General features: G+C 43.2%; 20 protein-coding genes. 7 read left to right on the top strand and 13 right to left on the bottom strand.

The window, feature by feature from the left end:
• Window positions 1-8 precede the first annotated feature (8 nt).
• The 3 genes from ACTXGF_RS25020 (at window position 9) to tsf (ending at window position 2,972) form a co-directional block, all read left to right on the top strand.
• Complete coding sequence (locus ACTXGF_RS25020) at window positions 9-458, top strand: chemotaxis protein CheX (RefSeq protein WP_057758429.1); 450 nt, start codon at window positions 9-11, stop codon at window positions 456-458.
• 465 nt (window positions 459-923) lie between these two features.
• Window positions 924-1,715: a 30S ribosomal protein S2 gene (rpsB, locus tag ACTXGF_RS25015; protein WP_443533569.1), complete on the top strand. Its 792-nt coding sequence runs from the start codon at window positions 924-926 to the stop codon at window positions 1,713-1,715.
• 375 nt (window positions 1,716-2,090) lie between these two features.
• Entirely contained in the window at window positions 2,091-2,972 is an 882-nt protein-coding gene (tsf, locus tag ACTXGF_RS25010; RefSeq protein WP_114701165.1) for a translation elongation factor Ts, read from the top strand.
• Window positions 2,973-3,128: 156 nt separating this feature from the next.
• Here tsf and ACTXGF_RS25005 read toward each other — a convergent pair whose 3' ends face one another.
• The 4 genes from ACTXGF_RS25005 to hflX form a co-directional block, all read right to left on the bottom strand.
• Window positions 3,129-3,935: a lytic transglycosylase domain-containing protein gene (locus tag ACTXGF_RS25005; RefSeq protein ID WP_443533571.1), complete on the bottom strand. Its 807-nt coding sequence runs from the start codon at window positions 3,933-3,935 to the stop codon at window positions 3,129-3,131.
• A 486-nt stretch (window positions 3,936-4,421) separates the two neighbouring features.
• The gene (locus tag ACTXGF_RS25000; protein WP_443533573.1) at window positions 4,422-5,111 is read right to left on the bottom strand and encodes an LrgB family protein; all 690 of its coding nucleotides are present in this window, start codon (window positions 5,109-5,111) and stop codon (window positions 4,422-4,424) included.
• A gap of 16 nt (window positions 5,112-5,127) precedes the next feature.
• Window positions 5,128-5,562 (bottom strand): CidA/LrgA family protein, encoded by a 435-nt coding sequence (locus ACTXGF_RS24995; protein ID WP_443533575.1) that lies wholly within the window; start codon window positions 5,560-5,562, stop codon window positions 5,128-5,130.
• A 376-nt stretch (window positions 5,563-5,938) separates the two neighbouring features.
• Window positions 5,939-7,366: a ribosome rescue GTPase HflX gene (hflX, locus tag ACTXGF_RS24990; protein WP_057758442.1), complete on the bottom strand. Its 1,428-nt coding sequence runs from the start codon at window positions 7,364-7,366 to the stop codon at window positions 5,939-5,941.
• A gap of 306 nt (window positions 7,367-7,672) precedes the next feature.
• On the opposite strand from hflX, the gene ACTXGF_RS24985 reads away from it, so the two are divergent.
• Window positions 7,673-8,473, top strand: a complete 801-nt coding sequence (locus ACTXGF_RS24985; RefSeq protein ID WP_443533577.1) for a lysophospholipid acyltransferase family protein — start codon at window positions 7,673-7,675, stop codon at window positions 8,471-8,473.
• A gap of 173 nt (window positions 8,474-8,646) precedes the next feature.
• Here the strand turns inward: ACTXGF_RS24985 and ACTXGF_RS24980 are convergent, their stop codons facing one another.
• Window positions 8,647-9,687: an aldo/keto reductase gene (locus ACTXGF_RS24980; protein ID WP_443533579.1), complete on the bottom strand. Its 1,041-nt coding sequence runs from the start codon at window positions 9,685-9,687 to the stop codon at window positions 8,647-8,649.
• Between the two features lie 100 nt (window positions 9,688-9,787).
• Window positions 9,788-10,285 carry an FKBP-type peptidyl-prolyl cis-trans isomerase gene (locus ACTXGF_RS24975; protein ID WP_443533581.1) on the bottom strand — a complete coding sequence of 166 codons (498 nt, stop codon included), beginning with the start codon at window positions 10,283-10,285 and terminating at the stop codon, window positions 9,788-9,790.
• A 183-nt stretch (window positions 10,286-10,468) separates the two neighbouring features.
• Between ACTXGF_RS24975 and ACTXGF_RS24970 the strand changes: the two genes are divergently transcribed.
• Complete coding sequence (locus ACTXGF_RS24970) at window positions 10,469-11,137, top strand: DUF1294 domain-containing protein (RefSeq protein WP_443533583.1); 669 nt, start codon at window positions 10,469-10,471, stop codon at window positions 11,135-11,137.
• A 138-nt stretch (window positions 11,138-11,275) separates the two neighbouring features.
• Here the strand turns inward: ACTXGF_RS24970 and lspA are convergent, their stop codons facing one another.
• From lspA to ACTXGF_RS24950, 4 genes are all read right to left on the bottom strand, one after another.
• Window positions 11,276-11,920: a signal peptidase II gene (lspA, locus tag ACTXGF_RS24965; protein ID WP_443533585.1), complete on the bottom strand. Its 645-nt coding sequence runs from the start codon at window positions 11,918-11,920 to the stop codon at window positions 11,276-11,278.
• On the bottom strand, window positions 11,913-14,774 hold the full coding sequence (gene ileS, locus ACTXGF_RS24960) for an isoleucine--tRNA ligase (RefSeq protein ID WP_443533587.1): 2,862 nt from the start codon (window positions 14,772-14,774) through the stop codon (window positions 11,913-11,915). Before ileS ends, lspA begins: the two co-directional genes overlap by 8 nt.
• A 450-nt stretch (window positions 14,775-15,224) precedes the next feature.
• Entirely contained in the window at window positions 15,225-15,773 is a 549-nt protein-coding gene (locus tag ACTXGF_RS24955) for a protein disulfide oxidoreductase (RefSeq protein ID WP_443533589.1), read from the bottom strand.
• A 176-nt stretch (window positions 15,774-15,949) separates the two neighbouring features.
• The gene (locus ACTXGF_RS24950; RefSeq protein WP_102094613.1) at window positions 15,950-17,587 is read right to left on the bottom strand and encodes a carbon-nitrogen hydrolase family protein; all 1,638 of its coding nucleotides are present in this window, start codon (window positions 17,585-17,587) and stop codon (window positions 15,950-15,952) included.
• A 537-nt stretch (window positions 17,588-18,124) separates the two neighbouring features.
• On the opposite strand from ACTXGF_RS24950, the gene ACTXGF_RS24945 reads away from it, so the two are divergent.
• Complete coding sequence (locus ACTXGF_RS24945; protein WP_443533591.1) at window positions 18,125-18,754, top strand: BLUF domain-containing protein; 630 nt, start codon at window positions 18,125-18,127, stop codon at window positions 18,752-18,754.
• A gap of 88 nt (window positions 18,755-18,842) precedes the next feature.
• On the opposite strand, the gene ACTXGF_RS24940 is transcribed toward ACTXGF_RS24945, so the two are convergent.
• Complete coding sequence (locus ACTXGF_RS24940; protein ID WP_522885867.1) at window positions 18,843-20,282, bottom strand: D-2-hydroxyglutarate dehydrogenase; 1,440 nt, start codon at window positions 20,280-20,282, stop codon at window positions 18,843-18,845.
• A gap of 336 nt (window positions 20,283-20,618) precedes the next feature.
• On the opposite strand from ACTXGF_RS24940, the gene serA reads away from it, so the two are divergent.
• Entirely contained in the window at window positions 20,619-21,845 is a 1,227-nt protein-coding gene (gene serA, locus ACTXGF_RS24935; RefSeq protein ID WP_057758460.1) for a phosphoglycerate dehydrogenase, read from the top strand.
• Between the two features lie 149 nt (window positions 21,846-21,994).
• On the opposite strand, the gene trhO is transcribed toward serA, so the two are convergent.
• The gene (gene trhO / locus ACTXGF_RS24930; protein WP_443535633.1) at window positions 21,995-23,068 is read right to left on the bottom strand and encodes an oxygen-dependent tRNA uridine(34) hydroxylase TrhO; all 1,074 of its coding nucleotides are present in this window, start codon (window positions 23,066-23,068) and stop codon (window positions 21,995-21,997) included.
• 230 nt (window positions 23,069-23,298) lie between these two features.
• On the bottom strand, window positions 23,299-23,880 hold the full coding sequence (locus ACTXGF_RS24925; protein ID WP_057758462.1) for a tetratricopeptide repeat protein: 582 nt from the start codon (window positions 23,878-23,880) through the stop codon (window positions 23,299-23,301).
• Window positions 23,881-24,279: the final 399 nt, after the last annotated feature.

Genomic DNA, 24,279 nt, shown 5'->3' with positions numbered 1-24,279 from the left:
AATATATTATGGTTAAAGTAGAAAAATTGGGTGTGTTTCTAAGCTCGATCAATGCATTTTTTGCGCAAATCGATGGCTCGGAAGTGTCAATTGATACCCCTTACTTGAACAACAACAAAAGCGCGATTGGCTTTGATTATAGCGGTGTCATTAAGATATCAGGGCCTTTAGAAGGCTGCGTCTATGTCAGTGCACCAAGCGTGATGTTGCGAGAAGTCATCAAAGTGATGGGTGAGCCTGACTCTTCAATCACCATGATGAAAGATTTGTTGGGTGAAATGGCCAATACAATCTCAGGTAACGCTCGGACAGAGTTTGGTTCAGAGTTTATTATCTCTCCGCCGCACATTGTTGAGAGTGCGCCAAGCGTGTCTTATTTACCTAAAGACCGTCAAAGTTATATCACACCATTTACGTGGCGTGGTTACAAGGCGGTTATTGGTATTTGCATTGCATAAATTATAGTCAATCCTCTATAAACGAGTGATAACTATAAAAGAGCGACAGCATTAACCTCACTTAAAAAATAGCTATTAGAAAAATAATCATGAAAAAATCGATGCAAATGTGTCGCTTTTTTTTGTTTTATTATCGCCATAGTTTGTTTTTATCTTATTGATACACTACAAACAAACTGCTGGAGATTCCAAGACGTTATGTGATAAAATACAGCGCAGCTATTTTTTATAATTCACTTTATAGTTTAGATTTGGGCATTTGCTTCAATCTAGCGATAGCTTCTTTTTTTAAACCAACCAATGACACACACATCATGGCAAAAAATTGCTGGGTGTTTGGCGACTTGATTAATTTGTGATCTGTTAGTGCTTTACTAATGAAAACTAACCGGTAGCAGATGCGTGTCGCTAAATAGGCTGTTTTTGTGATGTGGAGGCATAACCCAACCAATAGGATATATTCTCATGGCTACAAAGAATCCAACCAAAATCGAAATGCGCGACTTACTACAAGCAGGCGCTCACTTTGGTCACCAAACACGTTTTTGGAACCCAAAAATGGGTCCATACATCTTTGGCGCACGTAACAAAATCCATATCATCAACTTAGAGCACACCGTAAAAGCGTTCAACGAAGCGTTGACTTACGTAAACGGCCTAGCTGCTAAGAAAAACAAAGTATTATTTGTTGGTACTAAACGCGCTGCAAGCGGTATCGTACGTGAGCAAGCAGCTCGCGCTGGTATGCCATACGTTGACCATCGCTGGTTAGGTGGTATGTTGACTAACTGGAAAACTCTACGTCAGTCAATCAACCGTCTAAAAGAGCTAGAAAAGCAAGCAGAAGACGGTACTTTCGCTAAGCTAACTAAGCGTGAAGCGCTAGAGCGTACTCGCGATATGGAAAAACTTGAGCGTTCACTAGGTGGTATCAAAGATATGGGCGGTCTACCTGACGCTATCTTTGTAGTAGACGTAGATCACGAAGCTATCGCTATTAAAGAAGCCAAGAACTTGGGTATCCCAGTTATCGGTATCGTTGATACTAACTCTAGCCCAGACAACGTTGATTACATTATCCCAGCTAACGATGATGCTATCCGTGCTGTGACTTTGTACGTAACTTCTATGGCTGATGCTATCATCGCTGGTAAAGAATACGCACAAACTCAAGCTGGTGGTAAAGCTGAGCAAGCACCTGCTGTAACTGAAGAAGCGCCAGCTGCAGAAGAAGCTGCTGCAACTCCAGCAGAATAAGTAGCTGACTTAAAAAGTTTAACTTTGTAAGGATGTCTTGATAGTGTATCTATCAGCATCCATATAATGTTTTGAACAGCGTATAAGTTCATAATAGGCATGATGTAGTTTTACTCGTCATGCCTTGTTATTGAATAAAGCCTTATTAATAACGTCATGCGTATAAGCGAGTAGCTATTGAGCGAGTATTATCGCTCCTACTGGTCATATCGCTATATTGTACAGATGTTATTTGTTTGACATTATCTATGGCTATATTAGTAATCGTTCAAAACGAGCTGTCTGCTAGATTTTAAGTAATACTAAGATATCGAATAGAAATACAGCATTTAGAAATCCAGCACTCCTATACATAACTATACTAAGGTGACTCTTATGACAGAAGTAAAAGTATCTGCCAAAATGGTAAAAGAATTGCGTGACCGTACTGGTCTTGGCATGATGGAATGTAAAAAAGCGTTAGAAGAATCAAACGGTGATGTTGAAGTTGCCATTGATAACCTACGTAAATCTGGTCAAGCTAAAGCAGCTAAAAAAGCGGGTAACATCGCAGCTGACGGCGCTATCATCATCGCTCAAGGCGAAAACAAAGCATTCTTGTTAGAAGTTAACTGCCAGACTGATTTCGTTGCAAAAGATGACAGCTTCACTGCATTTGCAGAAAAAGTTGCTAACCTTGCACTAGAAAACAACGTAACTGACGTTGCTGCTATCTCTGAATTGTCTTATGGTGAAGGTCAGACTGTTGAAGAAGCACGTGTATCACTAGTACAGAAAATCGGTGAAAACATCCAGATTCGCCGTGTTGAAACCCTTGAAGGTGCTAACATCGCTGCATACCGCCATGGTCTACGTATCGGTGTAGTTGTATCTTATGAAGGTGGCGACGCTGACACTGGTAAGAACCTTGCTATGCATATCGCTGCATTCAACCCTGTTGCTGTAGATGATGAAGATGTTGCTGCTGACGTATTGGCACGCGAAAAAGACATCATTGAAGCAAAAGCTCGTGAGTCTGGCAAGCCTGATAACATCGTTGAAAAAATGATCGAAGGTGGCCTACGTAAGTACCTAGACGAAGTAACTTTACTACGTCAGCCATACGTTATGGACAACGACAAGAAAGTTGGCGAAGTCCTAAAAGCTGAAGGCGTAAAAGTACTTGGCTTCAAACGTCTAGAAGTTGGTGAAGGCATCGAGAAGAAGCAAGAAGACTTCGCTGCTGAAGTTGCTGCAACTCAGGCTGCTAACAAGTAAGTATCAAATAGTGTTAGATAAGGCTGTGAGTCTTTAATTGTGGCTCACAGTTTGGCTTTATTACTCTTAATGCATCAAGATATAAAGCATCCAAACACAAAAAAGCCCATTAATTCGTTAATGGGCTTTTTTGTGTTTGGATTTTAGGTAATTGGCTTAGCGTAAAGCAGCATAGGCTGAGTTGGCATAGCTGGCACTATTAACATTGCTGCTAGTGCCATAACTGACATTTTGTAAGCCACTACTTGTACTGGTGCTACTGGTTTGATTGTTAGCACTGATACTTGCACCAAACAGTCCTGCATCGTTCTTATACAAGCTATGATAACGGCTCATCACTCTTTGAACATAGTTACGTGTTTCTTTGAACGGAGGAATGCCACCGTATTTATCGACATTGCCTTCGCCTGCATTGTAGCCTGCGACAGCATGTTCGACATTGTTATTGAAGCGGCGCATGAGCCAAGCGATATACTTAGCTGATCCTTCGATATTATCTGCAGGGTTCCAAGGATTGCTGACATTGAAGCGGCGCGCAGTCGCTGGCATCAACTGCATAAGCCCTTGCGCCCCCACTGGTGAGCGTGCGTTTGGATTGAAAGCTGATTCAGTGTGCATCATTGCTTTCATTAGGGCAGGGTCCACACCGTTGCGCTCAGCGGACGCACGAATGTAGCTGTCGTAAGAGTTGCGACTTCCGCTGTTGCTAGCGGCACTGCTACCATAGCTATCGCTGCTTCCGTCATACATCTTAGAGTCTTTATAATAAGTTACTTTTACTTTTTTCGTAAACTTATCAAAATTTCCACTAGGATTGACGTTGGTCAACAGTACTTGTCCACCTTTGTCTTTGTAGATATACATATTGCCTGCATTGGCAGCGATAGAAAAGGTCGAAAGAGCCATTGCACTTAGTAAAAGGGGAGATAAGCAGCGAGTCATCAAAGTAGCCGTATTTATCATAGTAAAATCACTTTTTATCGAATAACAGCAAATTGTTTTGCCTATATATGCGTTGATTTAGGCGCTTAAGCGGTTACTGATTTTGCAAAATTATTTAGCCCACTGTGAGGACAGCAGCTTAGCAATTATCACTTTCAATAAGGAACCACTTGCCATAGATACAAAAAATAATAGTTGCTTACTATAACATATAATAACTTTTTGGCGCATCAGATTGACAAACTAAGTTGTAAAATCAGATTTTTATTATTAAATAATCTTAGATAAATCAATATACTAACTTTTCTAAGTTACTTAACGAACCATTTGTAGTGGGCTTTTTGCGCTTATGAATTCATATAAATAAAGTGTCTCAATTTTTTTAAAAATAATAATGACATTTGAATAGTCGAGGTAATCTTTAATCTGAAATCAACAGTAAATAAGCCTATTAATGGTTAGGTTTTTAAAAATATAAGAATAGTTTAGGTAGGGTTCTAGTTACGACTAGATACCGATAGCACTGATAAAGATAGGCACCCAAACTGCGGTAACTAACCCGTTCACTGCCAAACCAAATGCAGCATAACGTCCGGCTGTGTGACTGATTTGCCATGCCTCTACTGTACCAAACGCGTGAGCTGCTAACCCCAGTGCCAATCCTTTAGCGCGGTCATCATTGATACCACGGAACAAAAAGCGAGCAACAGTACCACCTATCAGACCTGAGACGATGATAATTAGGTTAGCCATGGCCAATGGTGCTTTGATTAAATCTGCCACGCTCAAGCCAATCGGCGTCGTCACAGAACGGGTAGCAAAAGCTAATAGGGTCTCATGGCTGAGTGAAAATAAGTAAGCCAACGACATAGGTAGTAATGCGCCAACGACACTAGCAATAGCGACAATTAGAGTGAGCTTTTTGACTGGTAAGCCTTTGAAATTCATCGCCGCCAATGGCACAGCCAGAAGTACCGTGACATATCCCAACAGATGGTCAAATACAGGTTTTGCCGCGCTGTAATAGTTGTTGTAATCCCACTGCAGTACAAATAGGAAAACAAGCACTAGGACAAGTGCGGTAATGACCATCGGTAGCCAGGACAACTTACGTGCCAATATACGTGCAATTACGTGTGCTGCTAATGTCAATAATATTGCGGCTAGGGTTGCTATAAATACGCTGTCAAAAGTCATAATATTTCTCCGCAGCTCAGGGCTGTCCCTTTTGCTCAGTGGTAGGCGAACTATCAGTGTTTGCAGCGTGATTGAGCCAACGATTGGCCAGTAATGCCAGTCCCCACAATGGGATGAGCGTACTAACGATCATCGTTATCATCACACCCCATAGCTCATCTCCTAGAGCAAATAGCAACAAGCCTGCACCAGCAGAAACTGGTAAGAAGGCAAAACCACTATCGACTAGCAATGTATTACTGGCCTGTGTGAGCCAGCTCGGTAACCCCTTGAGCAGTCGCCACGCCATCAAAATGACAAACATCGCAACTAAACCGACAATATTGGCCGCTTTTTCGATGCCTGCCATTTGACAGAGAACAACCGCCGTTTCTCGAACAACGATGACCATGGTCAACGTTAGAATTAACGCAAGCCATATTGGGAGATGGGGAGAGTGAGCAGGCTTCATAAGCAATTCTGGCCAAGTCAGATATAAATGGATGGTGTACCAAACAAAGTATGTGATCACACCAAGAACACAACGTAGAAAATGATGCTATGCATACTGATGGTAGCAATGATTCACTTTCGAGAGATTAGCGCTATCTATCAATATTTGTTGAATGTATAACAGGCGATTATATAGAGAGTGGGGCAACTAATAAAGCCTATGCACCGTGACTGGTCATATCCAAAAAAAATAGACGATATCAATGGATATCGTCTATTCTATTTTAACGTACTATATAAGGGTTTGTGATCTAACAGTATGAATCAAACGTTCATTCAACTACTGTCGCAAATGACTCACTTTAACAATAGTTCTTATTTTGCAGAAATGATCATTATTTTTCTGAATCAGCTGTTTCTGAGTGTAATGCATCAAACTCATCAAATGCTTTTTCCTCAGCCTCTGTCATAGTCGGCTCTTCAACGTCGTCAACCTTCTCAAACTCTTCGAGTACTGGCATCAGTAGTGTTGCTTGTGCCAGCGGCAACACATCGATAGGTTTTAAGTTAGCTTGACCAAGTAGCTGTCTTAAGCGGTCACTTGGCAATCGAATCGTCAGACATTCACGACCCGTATCGTCGTAGCTTTCTTCTTCAATAACACCCAGTTCATATAGAGTGTTTTTGAACTGTCCAGCATCATACGGCAAAGTCAAATCAAACGTTGTCAATTTACCTGTCAGCAGTTGCTGTACGGCAAGCGTTAGCTCTTCCATGCCGAGGTTCTGTCTAGAAGAGACATAGACGCGGTTTGGCTGACCTTCGCTAGCATAGCCGATATGTGCAGGCTCGTCAGTCAAATCAATCTTGTTATAGACATTGAGCACAGGTACATCGTTATCGATTTCTGCCAATACTTCTTTGACCGCCTGAATCTGCTCGTGCATATCTTCGCTAGAAGAATCAATGACGTGCAATAACAAGTCTGCTTCTAGTGTTTCCTCTAGAGTTGCATGAAAAGACTCAACCAGCTCATGCGGCAGATGACGAACGAAACCAACCGTATCGACCAAGACGACACGACCAACTCCCTGCCAGTCTAAACGGCGTAGAGTAGGGTCTAGCGTCGCAAATAGTTTGTCAGCAGCGTAGATGTTTTCATCGACCAAACGGTTGAACAAAGTAGATTTGCCCGCATTGGTATAGCCGACCAGTGAGATGGTCGGTACATCAGATTTCTGTCTACGGGCACGACCCTGCGCACGGGTCTGACGGACTTTTTCTAATTTGCTCTTTAACTGATTGACGCGAGTCTGTAGTAGACGACGATCAGTCTCAAGCTGAGTCTCACCCGGTCCACGCAGACCAATACCACCTTTTTGACGTTCCAAATGCGTCCAACCACGTACCAGACGTGTTGATAGATGGTTAAGCTGAGCCAGCTCTACTTGCAGCTTACCTTCGTAGGTACGGGCGCGCTGCGCAAAAATATCTAAAATCAACCCAGTACGGTCTAACACGCGGCACTTCACTAGCGCTTCGATATTACGCTCTTGTGATGGCGACAAGCTATGGTTGAACAATACGATATCTGCTTCGTGTTCGCGCACTAGTTCTGCGATTTCTTCTGCTTTTCCGCTACCAACGAAGTATTTGGCATCAGGGCGCGAGCGTGATCCAGTGACCAGTGCCAAACGATCGGCACCTGCTGAATCAGCCAATAGCTCAAATTCACTAAGATCGTCAGGATCTTGAATTTGGCGGATGTCTAAATGTACTAAAATGGCGCGTTCGCCACCTTCATGTCTTTCAAAATAATCCAAAGAGTATCACCTATTTAATAAAGTAAATGTCTCGCTATAATCAGCTCAAGAAGCTTTGACGTAGCGTTTATATGATTATCTATATATGGTCTTATCACTTGATATTAAAGCGTATTAGCATAATTAGCGATGGTTTTATGTTACAGCGTTTGCTGCGGATAATTTTTTATAAATCTGCTTTATTACCCGTTTGTATAAAAGTCGGCACTCACTGAGTGAACAAGCTATCACTGAGTGTGAGAACTTTGTTATACTGGGCTCGTTTTTTGACTATTAAACACCCGTTATTTAATCATGAGGGCGAAGATGAGCCAAGCTAAATCAAGCTTTTCACTCAGACGACAGTTGAGCCGAGGCAGGCAGGTTGCTGGTATGACCACGACTATGGTCGGCGGCATACGCGCGGCGAAGCGTATCGGTGCATTTAAGCAGCCACCACGCGAGACCCTACCACGCTATATCCAGACATTCTGCCGCAAGATGGCAGGCTCTTTTGGGGTAAAAGTAGTAGAAGTGGAACCTGTAGAGCAGTTCCATGGCTTATGGGTATCGAATCACGTGTCATGGATGGATATCCCTGTCGTTGGTACTGTGAGCCCAGCGTTCTTTTTATCCAAGGCTGAGATCGGTGAATGGCCTGTGTTTGGCAAACTTGCTCATGCCGCAGGGACGCTTTTCATCGAGCGTGGATCCGGTGATGCAAGCTCAGTATCGGCGCAGATTGCTGACTTTTTAGCCAAAGGTTTTTCGATTATTTTCTTCCCTGAGGCGACCACTACCAGTGGTAAAAAAGTAAAGCGCATTCATGGAACATTGCTGCAAGCAGCCATAGATGCTGATGTGCCTATCAGACCGATCATCATCGCTTATGTCAATAAAGACGGCACATTAAGCGACGCATTGCCATACTATGGTAAGCTGACGATGAAAGAAAGCATGAAGAAAGTGCTCGATAGCAAAAACGTGACCGCTTATGTATTGCCACTCGCGCCTATAGATCCAGAAGGTCGTAACAAAAGCGAGCTGACCAATTTATTACAAGCACGCATGAATGAAGGATTGGCTGAGCTGCACTCAAGAGTCCTTAGCATACCAGCTGAAGACTGATTATTTACAGTTGAACTAGTTAGAGTCGAGCTAGTGTAGCTAATCTCAGCCAGTCAATAAAAGGGCGCAAATCGAAACGATTTACGCCCTTTTTTATAGGAGAATTAATAGAGCAAACTTAATATTATTTATTCATCAGGCTCTATTAACATCGAGTCTCCATAAAAGGCTAACTATGGCGATGGATTAGGTTGCTGTGTATGCACCGCTTCAATCGCTTCTAAGACATCTGTCGTTAGCTCCACATTGACACTATCAATGTTTGATTTGAGTTGCTCGGTCGTGGTCGCCCCAATGATGTTACTGGTGACAAAGTGACGAGAGTTTACAAAAGCCAATGACATCTGCGCCATGTCCAAACCTGCATCAGTAGCTATCTTTGCATATTGTTCAGTCGCTGATTTGGCTTGCTCGTTCACATAACGACCGAAACGATCATACATAGTCAGACGTGCGCCAGTTGGACGTTTACCATCAAGGTATTTGCCAGACAACACACCAAACCCAAGCGGCGAATACGCAAGTAGACCAACGTTTTCACGATGGGCAATCTCAGCCATACCGACTTCGTATAAACGGTTCAATAGGCTATATGGGTTTTGCACGGTAAGTGGTGGAATTAGGCCGTTTTTATCTGCTTCCCATAGATAGCGCATGAGTCCCCACGCGGTATCATTCGATAAACCATAAGCACGAATACGACCTTTTTTGATCTCATCATTTAAGGCCTGAATGGTCTCTAAAAACGGGGTTAAATCGTCTAATGACTGTGCTGCCATCTCTTCATCATAGCCGCGCTGACCAAAGAAATTCGCTTGACGCTCAGGCCAATGCAGCTGATAGATATCGATATAGTCTGTTTGTAGACGTTCCAAATTCCCGTCAATAGCACTGCTGATGTGCTCGGCGTTAAAGCGCGTTTGACCATCACGCAAAAAGTTCATTGGCGATATTTTGCTTGCGAGAATGACTTTGTCACGCTGTTTGGTCTTGTTAAACCAAGTGCCCATAAAGCGCTCAGTATCACCTTGTTTGTCTTTATCTGGTGGTGACGGGTACATCTCGGCGGTATCCCAAAAGTTCACACCTTCACTGAGTGCCATGTCCATTTGTTCATGTGCTTCGGACTCAGTATTTTGCTGTCCCCATGTCATCGTGCCTAGACAGATTTTAGATATTTTTTCATCGAGTTGCGGTAACGTTTGATACTGCATATAAGTCTCCCTTTTGGCTTTTTTTATCGATATTAATTTTTATCGTCGCGAGCTTTTATTTTAGTTAACGTCTAACGAGTTTTCGATAGTCTTTAAGTGACTACATTAATTTGATACCTGTGACACCAGGCGGTGTGACTTTAAAGATTTTCACTTTGAATAATACGTCTTGTCCTGCCAATGGGTGGTTAAAGTCTACTTCGACTTGGTCTTCATCGATCGCACTAATCGTACCGGGCAGTGTGTTTTTACCTTTGTCTTCGAACTCAACCATCATGCCAATTTCTGGATTATCAGCGACTAGCGCAAATTGAGTACGGCTAAAATGTTGGATGTTTTCAGGATTCCACTCACCAAATGCTTGCTCTGGCTCAAGGTGTGCACTGCGAGTGTCACCGGCGCGGAGGTTCATCAGTACTTGCTCAAAACCAGGTAACAAGCTCTCATCACCAATCGTCAAAGACACAGGTGCATCACGATTAAAGGTTGAGTCGATGATGGTGCCGTTCTCTAGTGAAACTTCAAAGTGCAGCTTAACAAGGCTGCCGTGAGCGATACGAGTGTCTTCGTTTGGGTTAATAAATTGAGATTGAGTCATAATAAAAAGCCATCGGTTGCTAGAAGAAAAGAATAGAAAATAATGCGTTGGATTACAGTCTCTTTAATTGCCGTATTATAGTGTAAGAAATAATAAGCCATCTAAGCCCAGATGTAAGCGTCAATAATGTAACGCAGATGGTGTACTATAATTGGCAATTCTAAAAGATATGAGGTGTCGGTAGTGAATAAACAACAAGGCACTGTCAAAAAATGGCAGGACGATAAAGGGTTTGGCTTTATTGAAACTGAAGCAGGCGAGTCTGTCTTCTTTCATGTGAGTGAGTTTAAGGCTCAGCGCCGTCCTAATATCGGTGAGGCAGTGGTCTTTAGCATTGGACAAGATGCGGAGGGACGCAAGCGAGCCAAGCAAGTACAAGAGCTTGGGTTTGTACAGCAAAAAATGGCACAAAAAAATCAGCAAATCCGTCAGCGCAAACAGAAAAGTAGCCATCAGGCAGAGTTTGAAGCGGGTCAAAAGAAACGCTCATTCCTTGGACTGGCTTTTTATGGCGTTTTAGTTTTATTAGCAGCGACAGATAAATTGAGCTGGCTAGTAGTCGGCTGGTACGTTGTGCTAGGGATTATTACTTATGGCATGTATGCCAAAGACAAAGCTGCTGCGCAAAGTGGCGATTGGCGTACGCCTGAGTCTACACTGCATATACTAAGCGCGATAGGCGGTTGGGTAGGAGCGCTATTGGCTCAGACGTATCTGCGTCACAAATCACAAAAGCCTGAGTTTCGAGTGACTTATTATTTGACCGTCGTTGTGAACATGGCAGGCTTGCTATTTTTATTAGCAGGTGGTGGCTTAGAGACGTTGACCGATTTACTATCAGAGTTACTATAAATAATAGCATTCACGATTAGCAGATTGCTACGTGTATGACGAAAGCACTAAAACGATCGACAAAAAAGAGGTGGGTTACGACTGCGTAACCCACCTTCTTTATTTATAAATTGACTTAATGTCTCTAGCTATAGACGGTTATGACCGTGGCATCTCACGCTTTTTTTCCAAAAACAGCATATCAATGACAATCAATAATACACCGATAGAAATACCAATATCCGCGATATTAAAAATCGGATAATGCCAAACATCAGCATAATGCATATGGATAAAATCAATCACATGACCATGCAGTAAGCGGTCGATTAAATTACCAACTGCACCGCCCAATACTAAGGCTAGACCGAAAGATAACAGCGTGGCTTTGCGAGGTGCTTTAATCAGATAGATGATTAGAAACAACGACATGAGTAAAGCCAGTCCTGAAAAAAACCACTTCTGCCAACCGCCAGCATCTGCTAAAAAGCTAAATGCCGCGCCATAGTTATAAGCCAATGTCCAATTAAGGAATGGATCAATCACCGGCACTGGATCATGAAAGGTCAGTTTGGTTTCTGCCAACCACTTGGTCCACTGATCGATAATGACAATAACCAATGCCAATATATACCATACAAAAGCACGACTGCCATTTGCCACCATTTTCGGGGTCTTGGTCAGTCGACTTCTAGGCGTAGTCGAGCTGCCTGTGGTTGCATGAGCAGGCTTAGGCGAATGATCAACCTTAACCTGCGGCTGCTGGTCATTCTGGCTTTCAGGCGAATCAGTTGGGTTAGGCATAGTGACGCACCTCGCCATCGCCACTGACATTGGTCACGCAGCGCGCGCATAGCTCAGGGTGTGCGCTATCTGTACCGATGTCATCACGGATGTGCCAGCAGCGTACACACTTAGTACCAGTAGCGGCACTTACTTGGACCACTAAATCGACAGCCTCTTCGGTATTGGTGTCGGTCGCTTCTTCTGTCTGTGTGATGCTATCAGCAGGCGCTTCGCTCATTGGCTTCAATGCAGCGTTACTAGTAATTAGTACAAAACGAAGCTCTTCACCTAGTTTAGCTAAGCTCTCATGCATAGCACCGTCAGCATATAGACTCACGTCGGCAGACAAGTTGGCATTGATGATTTTTTCGCCACGTGCAGTTTCGATATGTTTGTTCACCATGTCTTTTGCGAACATAATACGCTGCCAGTCATCGTTGCTGATAGCACTTAGCTCAAACGCTGGGAACTCATACCACTCTTGAGTGAATACATAGCCGCCTTTATCCGCATCACGTTGGTTCAGCACTTCCCAAGCCTCTTGCGCCGTGAATGACAGGATTGGTGTAATCCAGCGAATCAGCGCATGAGTGATATGGTAGATAGCCGTCTGCGCAGAACGACGAGGCTGACCATCCGCCTGAGTAGTGTACTGGCGATCCTTGATGATATCTAGATAGAAGCTACCCAAATCTTGCGAGCAAAACGCTGTCACGTGCTGAGTGACTTGGTGAAAGTCCATTGCATCGTAAGCGCTAATGATTTGCGCTTGTACGGTTTGCGCACGTTCAATAATGAATTTATCAAGGCTAACCAATTCGTTGATATCAATGCTGTCGGTCGCTGGATTGAAGTCATCGGTATTGGCAAGCAAGAAACGTAAGGTATTACGGATACGGCGATACATATCGATCGCACCTTTAAAGACCGTCTTACCTGCGCTCATCTCATAACGATAGTCACTCGATGCAATCCATAGACGCAGCATATCCGCGCCTGTTTTATTGATTTCTTCTTGCGGGGTGATGATATTGCCAAGTGACTTACTCATCTTGCGACCGTTTTCATCGACCACAAAACCATGCGTCAATACTTGCTTAAACGGTGGACGCTCATACATCGCTTCCGACGTCAGCAGTGAAGTCTGGAACCAACCGCGATGCTGATCAGAACCTTCTAGATACATATCAGCTGGATTGGTCAATTCATCACGTTGATCCAGTACCGCAAAATGCGTCGTGCCTGAGTCAAACCAAACGTCTAACGTATCAGTTGCTTTGTCATAGTCAGCGGCTTCACTACCTAAGAAGTCTTCACAGCTAGCATCAAACCAAGCTTCTACGCCGCCTTCATTGATTTTTTGCGCTGCAGTTTCCATTAACTCAAGTGTGTTTGGATGCAGCTCACCTGTTTCTTTGTGCGTAAAGAAAGTAATCGGCACGCCCCACGTACGCTGACGCGAGATACACCAATCAGGACGACCTGTCATCATTGATTCGATACGGTTTTGTCCCCACGCTGGCGTCCAACTTACCGATGGAATATCAGCAAGCGCGCGAGCACGTAAGCCTTTGGTTTCCATATTGATAAACCACTGAGGCGTAGCACGGAAAATGATTGGCGACTTATGACGCCAGCAATGCGGATAGCTGTGCTCAATTTTGGTATGGCTGATTAGATGGCCATTTTCATGTAGTGCAGCGATGATTTTTGGATTGGCTTTATAGATGTGCTCGCCGGCAAATACTGCAGCGCTATCTAAATAAACGCCTGTACCGCTTACTGGGTTTTCTACTGGTAAGTTGTATTTTAGACCAACGATATAATCGTCTAAACCGTGACCAGGTGCAGTATGTACCAGACCCGTACCACTATCAGTAGTCACATGGTCGCCCAAGATGATCGGCACTTGACGGTCTTCAATCAGTGGATGCTGGGCATGTAGGCCTTCAAGCTCACTGCCTGATACAGTTGCTAGGATGCCGTTATTTTCTAGTTTTAGCTCACTTAACGCAGTTTCTACAAGATCCGCTGCGAGTAGTAGGTTGCCTTTTTCAGTAGCGACCACGCTATAGTTGTGCTCAGGATGTACTGAGATAGCTTGGTTGGCAGGTAGTGTCCATGGCGTGGTGGTCCAAATAACAGCAGCGATGTTATCTGCGATATCTGCCAATGCGGCTACTTTGTCCGTACCGAGCACATCAAAGCTGACATAGATCGCGTCAGAGACTTTGTCTTGATACTCTACTTCTGCTTCTGCTAGGGCAGAGCTACAGTCCAAGCACCAGTTGACCGGCTTCATACCGCGAGTCACATGACCATTGTCATAGATTTTGGCAAGCGCACGCACGATGTTGGCTTCTTGATGAAAGTTCATCGTCAGATAAGGATTGTCCCAATCACCAAACACACCTAGACGCTTGAAGTCTGCTTTTTGCAATTCAATCTGAGTGCTCGCATATTCGCGGCATAGGCCACGGAATTCGGTCGCAGAAACTTTTTGACCCACTTTACCGACCTTGGCTTCGACTTTTTGTTCGATTGGCAGACCATGACAATCCCAACCAGGGACATAAGGCGCATCAAATCCTGATAAGGTTTTTGATTTTACAATAATGTCTTTTAGTACTTTATTGACCGCATGACCCAAGTGAATCTGACCGTTGGCGTATGGAGGGCCATCGTGCAAAATATATTTGGTTGCACCAGCACGCGCCTGACGAATTTTGCCGTACACGTCATCCGCTTCCCAAGCAGCTAACCAATCTGGCTCGCGCTTGGCAAGGTTTGCGCGCATCGCAAATGGCGTATCCGCAAGGTTCAGCGTGTCTTTGTAATCTTGGCTTGGTGTGTCAGTGCTTTTATCAGTCATAGAAGGTATCTTTTTAAAAGGTAGGTTTGTGTGTCGGTTCAAAACCGGATACAAGGCTCGATGTTCAATGTAGTTCAATATAGTACTGAGTGTCACGCGGTATTGATAATGCTTAATTACTAATAGTAGGTATATTGCTCATCATAGTCGGTTTATCAACCGTCATGTCAATAAATACCCATTGTTGCTCATTAGTCCGCAAATAGTTACGTCAATAATAAATGGTAACGAGACGATTGCAACATAAAATATGCTAGTAAAAATAATTCAAAAAAATATTTAGATCGGCAGCTATTATATGACAAAAAGGGTAGGGTAAAAAGAGCTGAGCAATTTCATCCTCATTTTGACCAATATCAACTGTTTATCTACGTTGCATGTCGTTGATGAGAGTATAACGATGACCTCTTCGCAAGATAATTTATTAAAAAATAAAGTCAGGTTCAGCCGCTAAAAAACCGATGCTAACCATAAGCGCAGTTTTAACGACCATAATGGCTGAATACCTGTTAGCCCTTGTGTCATCTTGCCATTCTCTAATACCACATAGGATGGTGTGACTTGTCCTTGCCAATCCGCAAAGATATTGCCTTGTTGATCATTTATGGTGGTGAAATCAAACTGATGTTGATCGAGGTAGCCGCGTAACTCTGGATTTGAGCCTGACTGTACGGCAACAGTGACAACAGGATAGTTATCTGCTGCTAGTTTACTGATGGTGGGTGAGGTAAAGCTGCAGACTGAACACCACGTACCCCAAAAGTATACCAGTGTAGGCCGCTCATGACTCATCGCTGCTAGGTCGATAGTTTGTCCTTGGTAATCGGTCAGTTGCAACTGAGGGTTGGCAGGCATGACAGGCTGTCGCCACCAATTGACCACGCTATAGATCACGACAAACATGAGACCGTATAGCATTATCGTTTTAAGTATCGAAATTATCTTCGGCTTCAGCTGCTTCTTTGGCTTTACTTCTTTTTGCTCAATATCAGTCGTCATGACATCCGCTTTTTAGTTTGCATATTTTTGTTAAATGATGGCTTATCGTCACTGCCTATCTTATTGTGATTGTCTATATGGTCATTGCACAAAGAGTCGACAGTAGATAAAAATAAACGGCTGAAAATCAGCCGTATTATTTATAAAGTCTACTATAAGTGTGCGATGTCAACCTATTATGGCTTTTGTGCTCGGTTTTGTAATGGATCACCAATCAGTACGCTACCTGAATTTTCACGGCGCTGCTCATCACTCAACTTGCTCGCTGGAACTTTGGCCTTGCGCTTCCACTTTAAGCTGAACAAATCATCACGGCGGTCGATTAAGTTATGTACTGAGCCTTCATGACGAACGTGAGTAAGCTTGTCTAAGTTTACATCAGAGAAGAATACCATCTCCGTGTTGGCAGTGGTCTCTGCCATAATCGCATCATGCGGGAACGCAAAGTCTGATGGTGAAAAAATCGACGACTGAGCGTACTGAATATCCAAACTCTCAACTTGCGGTAAGTTACCGACTGAACCACAAATCATCACATAGCATTCGTTTTCTATAGCACGTGCTTGCGCGCAGTGGCGGACACGTAGATAGCCGTTTTTGGTGTCAGTCCAGAAGGGCACAAACAAGATATCCATGTCATCAAGTGCCATTAGACGTGCAAGCTCAGGGAACTCAACATCGTAGCAGACCAAGATACCGATACGACCCGCATCCGTGTCGAACACTTTGACTTCATCGCCACCTTCGATTACCCAAGCGCTGCGCTCATGCGGAGTAATATGAATTTTGCGTTGCTCTTCAACCGTACCATCACGGCGGCACAGATAGCTGACGTTGTATAAGGTATCGTCTTCATCTAGTAACGGCATCGAACCGGTAATGACGTTGACGTTATAACTGACGGCTAAATGCGAGATTTCGTTTTTGAACCACTCGGTATAACCGGCTAGAAATCGAATGGCAATATTTTGATCGGTTTCTTCGCATAGACCCATCAAAGGCGCATTGAAAAATTCTGGTAAGCAGGCAAAGTCTGAGTTGTAGTCAGCCATGATATCGACAAAGAACTCAACCTGTTGCAGTAATTCTTCAGGTGATTCGACTTCACGCATCTGCCACTGAATACCACCAATACGCACTTCAGACTTGCGAGTATTAGGCTTATAGTCTTTAGGCTCGTAGTAGATATTTGCCCACTCAAGCAAGGTAGCAAAGCCCTTTGATTGCTTATCATCTGGTAGGTAGGCAGTCAAAATACGTTTAACGATAAAGCCATTAGACAGCTGAAAAGACAAAGCTGAGTCGTGAATTTCACGGCTTTCAACGGCATCAATATATTCGCCTGGAGTCAGATCTTTATGGTTATGATAGTTAGGTATGCGTCCACCGGCTAAGATAGCGCGGAAGTTCAACTGTCGGCATAACTCCTTACGTGCATCATACAGACGACGACCGAGACGGTAGCCGCGATAATCAGGGTCAATGAGTGCATCTAAACCATAAATGGCATCGCCTTCTGGATTGTCTCTGATGATTTCTTTTTGCCCAATCAAATCGTCATAGGTATGCGGATTTGAAAACTTGGCATAGTCAACGCGCATGGAGAGCACGATACCAATCAGCTGATCATGATCAAACAAGGCAATCTGGCCTTCTGGAAAAGCGTCAATCAAAGTATGAATGGTTGTCTTTGACCATGCACCACCCAAGTTTACATAGACACGATCCATCAATGCCTTTAATTGTGGATAATCTTTTTTCTTAATCTCAGCAATCGTGAGGTGAAAATCATCTAGTTTTTCCATCTTACTCATAAGTTTCCTGTTTTAAATAGCTATTGAATGTAGTGGTATTAAATAATGGTGTTATAGCACGTTGATGTACCGATTTTTGTGCAAAAAAGTAATAAAAACATTCCAATAGGAAGATATTGTCGTTACAATAATTTATTGCCGTATTTACAATAGGTTATGTTGATATCTTAGGCTGTTTTACTCACTCTATTTAGTAATGATTTTGGCCAACATAGAGGGTTAAAGGATAGCGAACGCCGCATTCTATATCACTTTATACTTATTAGGTTTGTAAACACCCATAAGCGCATAACTCTGCATCATCATTGTATCTGCGACTGTCTTGTTATTTATTATCTCAATATGGAATCTAAATAATATCTATCAGCACCTTTTGTTTTGCTTGTTATCATAGCAAGCTGTAACGGTAATAACAGTCTCACGTAGTAAATATTTGCTACGTTTTTGTGAGTCAATTTTTTGGTTCAACTCAGGCATAGTATTGTGTTGCTTGTTTCGTTTAGCCGTATCTCATCGGCTTCTTAGGATTATTTTATTATGCCTTTAAATCATACCAATAGAATCATGAAGTGGGATGACATAGATGACTCCGCTTTGGTTCAGTTGGTTTATGTCAGTACGCTGACTCTTGGCTCGCGTTTGAGCACCTCTATTTTTGATGAAGTAGAAGGCCACGCACGTAACTACAATCAGCAGCATAACATCACGGGCACGCTATGCTACGGTAATGGTCATTTCCTACAATGTATTGAAGGTAAAAAATCAGATGTATTTAATCTGCAAGAGCGTATCTTTGTCGATAGTCGTCATAAGAATATAGAAGTGTTGCTATTACAAGTCATTAATCATCGCAGCTTTGCCGACTGGCGTATGCGTTTGCTGTTTTTAGAGCGTTGGTTGTGGTCGCCCGCGACCAAGAAACAGGCCGCACAATTATCTCCGTTTTTACCCTTTGCGCCGCACGGCTGGCCGTCTGATCGGACTGAACAGTTTTTGCAAATCATTAAAAATTTCGATAGTCCACCTCATATTAAGGCGGCAGGTATTACTTATAATGCTTTAGGTAATATGGTGCGCCATATTGCGGCACCGCATCAGGCGTTTCTGATTATTCAAGGGTTTTTGAGCATATTACTGGTCGTTGCGCTGATACTGTTGTATTTATAAATCGTAGTTTTTGCGAATTATAAAGCAATAAAAAAGACGCTAGCCTCTCGGGGTAGCGTCTTTTTTTGGGGTTAAGCGTTTAGCATGCTCATCGCATATCGAAAATCTTACCACGGTTCATAATGTTGTTTGGATCGAATACTTTTTTGACTTCTCGTAAATAATCAATCTCAGTCTCACTGCGGCTATAGTGCAAGTACGGTTTCTTTGTCATACCAACCCCATGCTCAGCAGACACCGAACCGCCATATTTCTGTACTGTCTCGAACACATATTTATTGACGACCTGACACTCAGCAAAGAAATCATCTTTATTCATATTCTCAGGTTTTAAGATATTGAGATGCAAATTACCATCGCCAATATGTCCAAACCAACAGACTTCAAAGTCTGGATAGTTACTGCTGACAATATGATCAATCTCTTCGATAAAGGTCGGTACGTGGCTTATCAGCACCGATACATCGTTTTTATAAGGGGTAAAGACTGAGATGGTCTCAGAAATGTATTCGCGAAGCTTCCACAGCTCTGCTGCTTGTGTGAGATTTTGGCTCATTACCCCATCAACGACCCAACCTTGCTCCATACAATGCTCAAATATGGCCATGGCTTTATCCATGATTGGCTCATAGGGTGCTTCAAATTCTAACAGCGTATAAAACTTAGTACGTGATTCAAAGGGCTCTTGTACTTGACCATGTGCCATCAGCTTATCAATGGCTACATCGTCAAAGAACTCAAATGCCGTCAAATCAATTTGTGCCTGAAAGGCAGAGAGTACGTTCATCACATCGTTAAAGCTGTCCATGCCAAGCACCATGACGTTTAAGTCTTGTGGCTGACGTTCAAGCTTAATTTGCGCATGAGTGACAAGGCCAAGCGTACCTTCACTACCGATGAACAATTGGCGCAAGTCATAACCCGTGGCATTCTTTACCATGCCGCGATTCAGCTGCAAGATATCACCTTTACCAGTGACAACAGTCAGACCCATGATCCATTGACGGGTCATGCCGTAGCGGATGACTTTGATACCGCCAGCATTGGTGCCAATGTTGCCGCCTATCTGACTAGAGCCTGCTGAAGCAAAGTCAACAGGGTAGTATAGGTCTTTTGATTCAGCGAATTCTTGCAACTGTTGGGTGACGACACCGGCTTCGACTTCAACTATTCGATCGGCAGGATAGAACTGTCCAATCTGGTTCATTTTATCCATACTAACGACTATCTCGCCATTAGCAGCCACGGCACCAGCAGACAGGCCTGTACGACCGCCACTTGGGGTTAGGACGACGTTGTGCTCATTAGCAAGCAGGACGATAGTCTGTACTTGCTCAGTGGTCTTTGGAAAGACGATGGCAGCCGCAGCAGGGGCGAAGTGTTTGGTCCAGTCTTTGCCCCAATGCTCTAAACTCTCAGCATCGGTTTTGATTTGGCTAGGGTCGAAATCATGGGTATCAGTGAGCGTGCTCAAGATGGTTTGCACGGCATTGGTTTCGGATGTGTTTTGAGCGGTAGTTGGCGTCATGGTCAAATCTCAATATTGGCGTAAGCACGATGCTGGGACTGTTTATTATATAGCGAAATAACTATAAATTCAGTGATGAGTCAGCTCGTAGAAGTAATAAATGGATGATAATTTTTACCTATAAGAAGAGGTAAGTAATAAATAATTGATTCGAGCGGTTTTAAACAGAATAATTCACTATAGCATAAAAATTTTTCAGGCTTGATAACCAATAATTCATCTAATCTGCTAACATCGACCTCAAATTTTGTGTAAGATATCGGGACTGTTTTCGTTTCATCCATCATAGATTATCCAACAGGTAATCTTATAAAACAATTATAGGACAGTTCTCATATGGCGTTATCACTACAAAAAGACAAAATCCGGTTTTTATTGCTTGAAGGTCTACATGACAATGCCCTAAAAGTATTGGAAGGAGCTGGTTACCACAACATCGAGAATATCAGTCACGCCTTAGATCAAGACGAGCTGATCGAAAAGATCAAAGATGCTCACTTTATCGGTATTCGTTCGCGCACTCAGTTGACGCGTGAAGTACTTGAGCACGCACACAAGCTTATCGGCATTGGTTGCTTTTGTATTGGTACCAACCAAGTAGATCTAGACGCCGCTCGTGATCTTGGTATCCCTGTCTTTAACGCGCCATTCTCGAACACTCGTTCGGTAGCTGAGCTAGTATTGGCAGAAGCCATTATGCTGTATCGCGGTATTCCCGAAAAGAATGCAACCGTACATCGCGGCGGCTGGGGTAAGTCTGCGACCAACTCACACGAAGTACGTGGCAAGACTATCGGTATCGTCGGTTATGGCTCTATTGGCTCGCAGCTGTCTGTGCTAGCAGAAAGCTTCGGTATGAAAGTCATTTATCATGATGCTGTGACCAAATTGCCACTAGGTAATGCGGTACAAGTTGGTAGCCTAGAAGAGCTACTATCAACGGCTGATATCGTGACATTGCATGTACCTGATGTACCAAGCACTCGCTATATGATGAAAGCTGAGCAGTTCGCTCAAATGAAAGAAGGCAGCTACTTTATCAATGCGGCTCGCGGTACGTGTGTTGAGATTGATGATCTGGCGGATGCGCTTGAGTCTGGTAAAATCTTGGGCGCAGCTATCGATGTGTTCCCGAAAGAGCCAAAGTCAGCTGACGAAGAGTTTGAGTCACCACTACGTAAGTTTGATAATGTGATTTTGACGCCGCATATCGGTGGTTCAACACAAGAAGCACAGGCCAATATCGGACTAGAAGTAGCAGATAAGTTTGTTAGATACTCTGACCAAGGTGATACGGCGACGGCTGTGAACTTCCCAGAAGTTTCTATTCCGTTTAAAGAAAACTCGCATCGTCTGCTACATATTCACAAAAACGTGCCAGGCGTACTGTCTCAGATTAACCGCTTATTTGCTGAAGCTGGCATTAACATCCTAGCGCAGAGCCTGATGACAGAAGGTGATGTTGGTTATCTAGTGATGGATGTCGATTACAATGATTCGACCGCTGCACTAGACCAGTTAAAAGATGTAGAAGAGACTATCCGCGTACGTATCTTATTCTAATATAGTCAATCCGCTTTCAAATTGGATTAACTATATCAGTGCTAATAGTTTTGGTAGGCACTGAAGATTTATCATAAAAAAAGAGAGGCTCTATTGATTAGAGCCTCTCTTTTTTATTTCACTTCTTTTTTATTGTACTAATGTTAAGTTTAGTTCGCTTTAGTGTTGTTTGCAGCTTCTGCCTGTAGACGCGCTTCCGTTTTGGCGGCTTTACGTTTTTCGATTACATCCATCACGTCGCTACCGATATGGGCTTCGCCACGCTTCTTGGCTAGCTGCATTTGGTGCTCGCGCTCACGGAAACGGGCTTTTTGCTCATCGGTTGCCTTGTCGATACAGTGTGGGCAAGATTCGCCTTTGATATAGGCAGGGCTTTGCATGTCATCGACAGTGATCGGCATACGGCAAGCAAAACACTGCTCGTAGCTGCCTTTTTCTAAGTTATGGTTTACTGACACACGGTTGTCAAAAACAAAGCAGTCACCTTGCCACATAGAATCACTAGCAGGGACTTCTTCAAGGTATTTTAGGATGCCGCCTTCTAAATGATAGACCTCTTCAAACCCTTGCTCGCGTAAATAGGCAGTAGATTTTTCGCAGCGGATACCACCTGTACAGAACATCGCCACTTTTTTATGCTTGGTTGGATCAAGCTCTTTTGTAACGTATTCTGGAAACTCGCGGAACGTTTCAGTATTTGGATTGACTGCGTTTTGGAAAGTACCAATTTGCACTTCATAGTCGTTACGCGTGTCGATCAAGGTGACTTCAGGATCTGAAATTAACGCATTCCACTCGCTTGGTTTTACATAGCGACCAACTGATTCCAATGGATCGATATTCTCTACACCCATAGTAACGATTTCTTTTTTCAGCTTCACCTTAGTGCGATAAAAAGGCTGTGCATCAGTATAGGACTCTTTAAAGGTAAACGTACCAATCGCCTCAATACTACGCAGGTAGTCAAGAACAGTATCGATACCTTGACGCGTACCAGAAATCGTACCGTTAATGCCTTCGCTGGCAAGTAACAACGTGCCTTTTACATCGTTATCGAGCATAGTGTTTAGTATAGGCTCACGATATTGCTCAAAATTAGCAAAGCGCGTGAACTTATATAGTGCGGCAACGACGATATTATTGGTCACACTATCGTATACAGGGGCTGAATTGTTGTCCGTTATCGCGGTTTCTTTGATATTACTATCTTGAGAGGTGCTCATGTCTTTCTCCTGCTGGCTAGGTCGCAAACCTAGTGCGTTGGGGTTAAAGTAACTTTTCAATTTAAAGCATTAACAAAATTGTGGAATTGGTTAATGCGCGCGTAGTGTAGCAAATTTTAGATGGGTTTTGAATAGTTTGTAATGCTTGGCTTGATGTTATAGAAAACAAAAAAGCCCAGTAAAATACTGAGCTTTTTTTTATATTCAATTCGTGATACGAAAACTAGATACTATTTACTCTGGAACCAAGTATCCGCTTTGCTACGAGCACTAGCGATATCATCACTTGATAAGTTCAATGCCAACTGACCAATTTTACCGCGCGCTTTGTTACGGACTTTTTCGTCTAACATGCCATCACGGGCAGCTAAGTCATACCATTTATAGGCATCGACCAGATTTTTTTGCTTTTCATCTAGCAGCGCAAGCGTGTAGCTAGCACGGTTATCGCCACGCATTGCAGCTTTTTCTAACCACAGGCGGGCTTGTTGTAAGTTAGGCTGTACACCTTCACCGCGCAAATACATGATGGCAAGATTCAACTGAGCAGGAGCAACGCCTTGCTGAGCGGCTTTGGTATACCACTGGATTGCTTGTTGGGTATTTTGCGCAATACCTTCACCTTTTTGCAAACGCTTGGCCAAATAGAATTGAGCGTGATCGTTACCTTGGGCGGCACGACTAGACAACTCGCTCACAGGCATGAGTTCAAAACGTGAGGTATCAAGCGGTACGTTTGATATTAACTCAGCATTGGCTAAACCAGCACAAGAAAATAATGCAGTAAACAACGCAGCTTTTAATAATTTCATAGCAGCTCCAAAATTAGGCAGTTAATAAGCAAAAAAAATTGTACCGCTAAACATTGTCTCGCTAAAGACAGTTAGACGGCGATAACAATTAGGTGGAATCTTGCGATATGAACTTACCTAATCATTAGCAAAAGGGGGTTGCCATCTCTAAATCAGAGATTTCACCCTAACTGATTAGACAAACGGTCGTAATAGTGGGATGGCTGACAATATTTTGCTAGCTTAACACCCAAACTTACGAAACTCAAATACTAATTACAAGGTCTCATAGACGTTTGTACCTGATTGTCCTTAACAAAATCAGACAGTTACTAAAAAATTATATTAGGTTAACAATCCATTAAGGTTAATATCAGTATGTACAGCACTGTTTAACAGTCTACAAAATATAAAGACAGC

Origin of the sequence: Psychrobacter sp. 1Y6 (genome assembly GCF_052258385.2) — a bacterium.
Classification (GTDB): Bacteria; Pseudomonadota; Gammaproteobacteria; order Pseudomonadales; family Moraxellaceae; genus Psychrobacter.
This window is presented reverse-complemented; position numbering and strand designations above follow the sequence as displayed.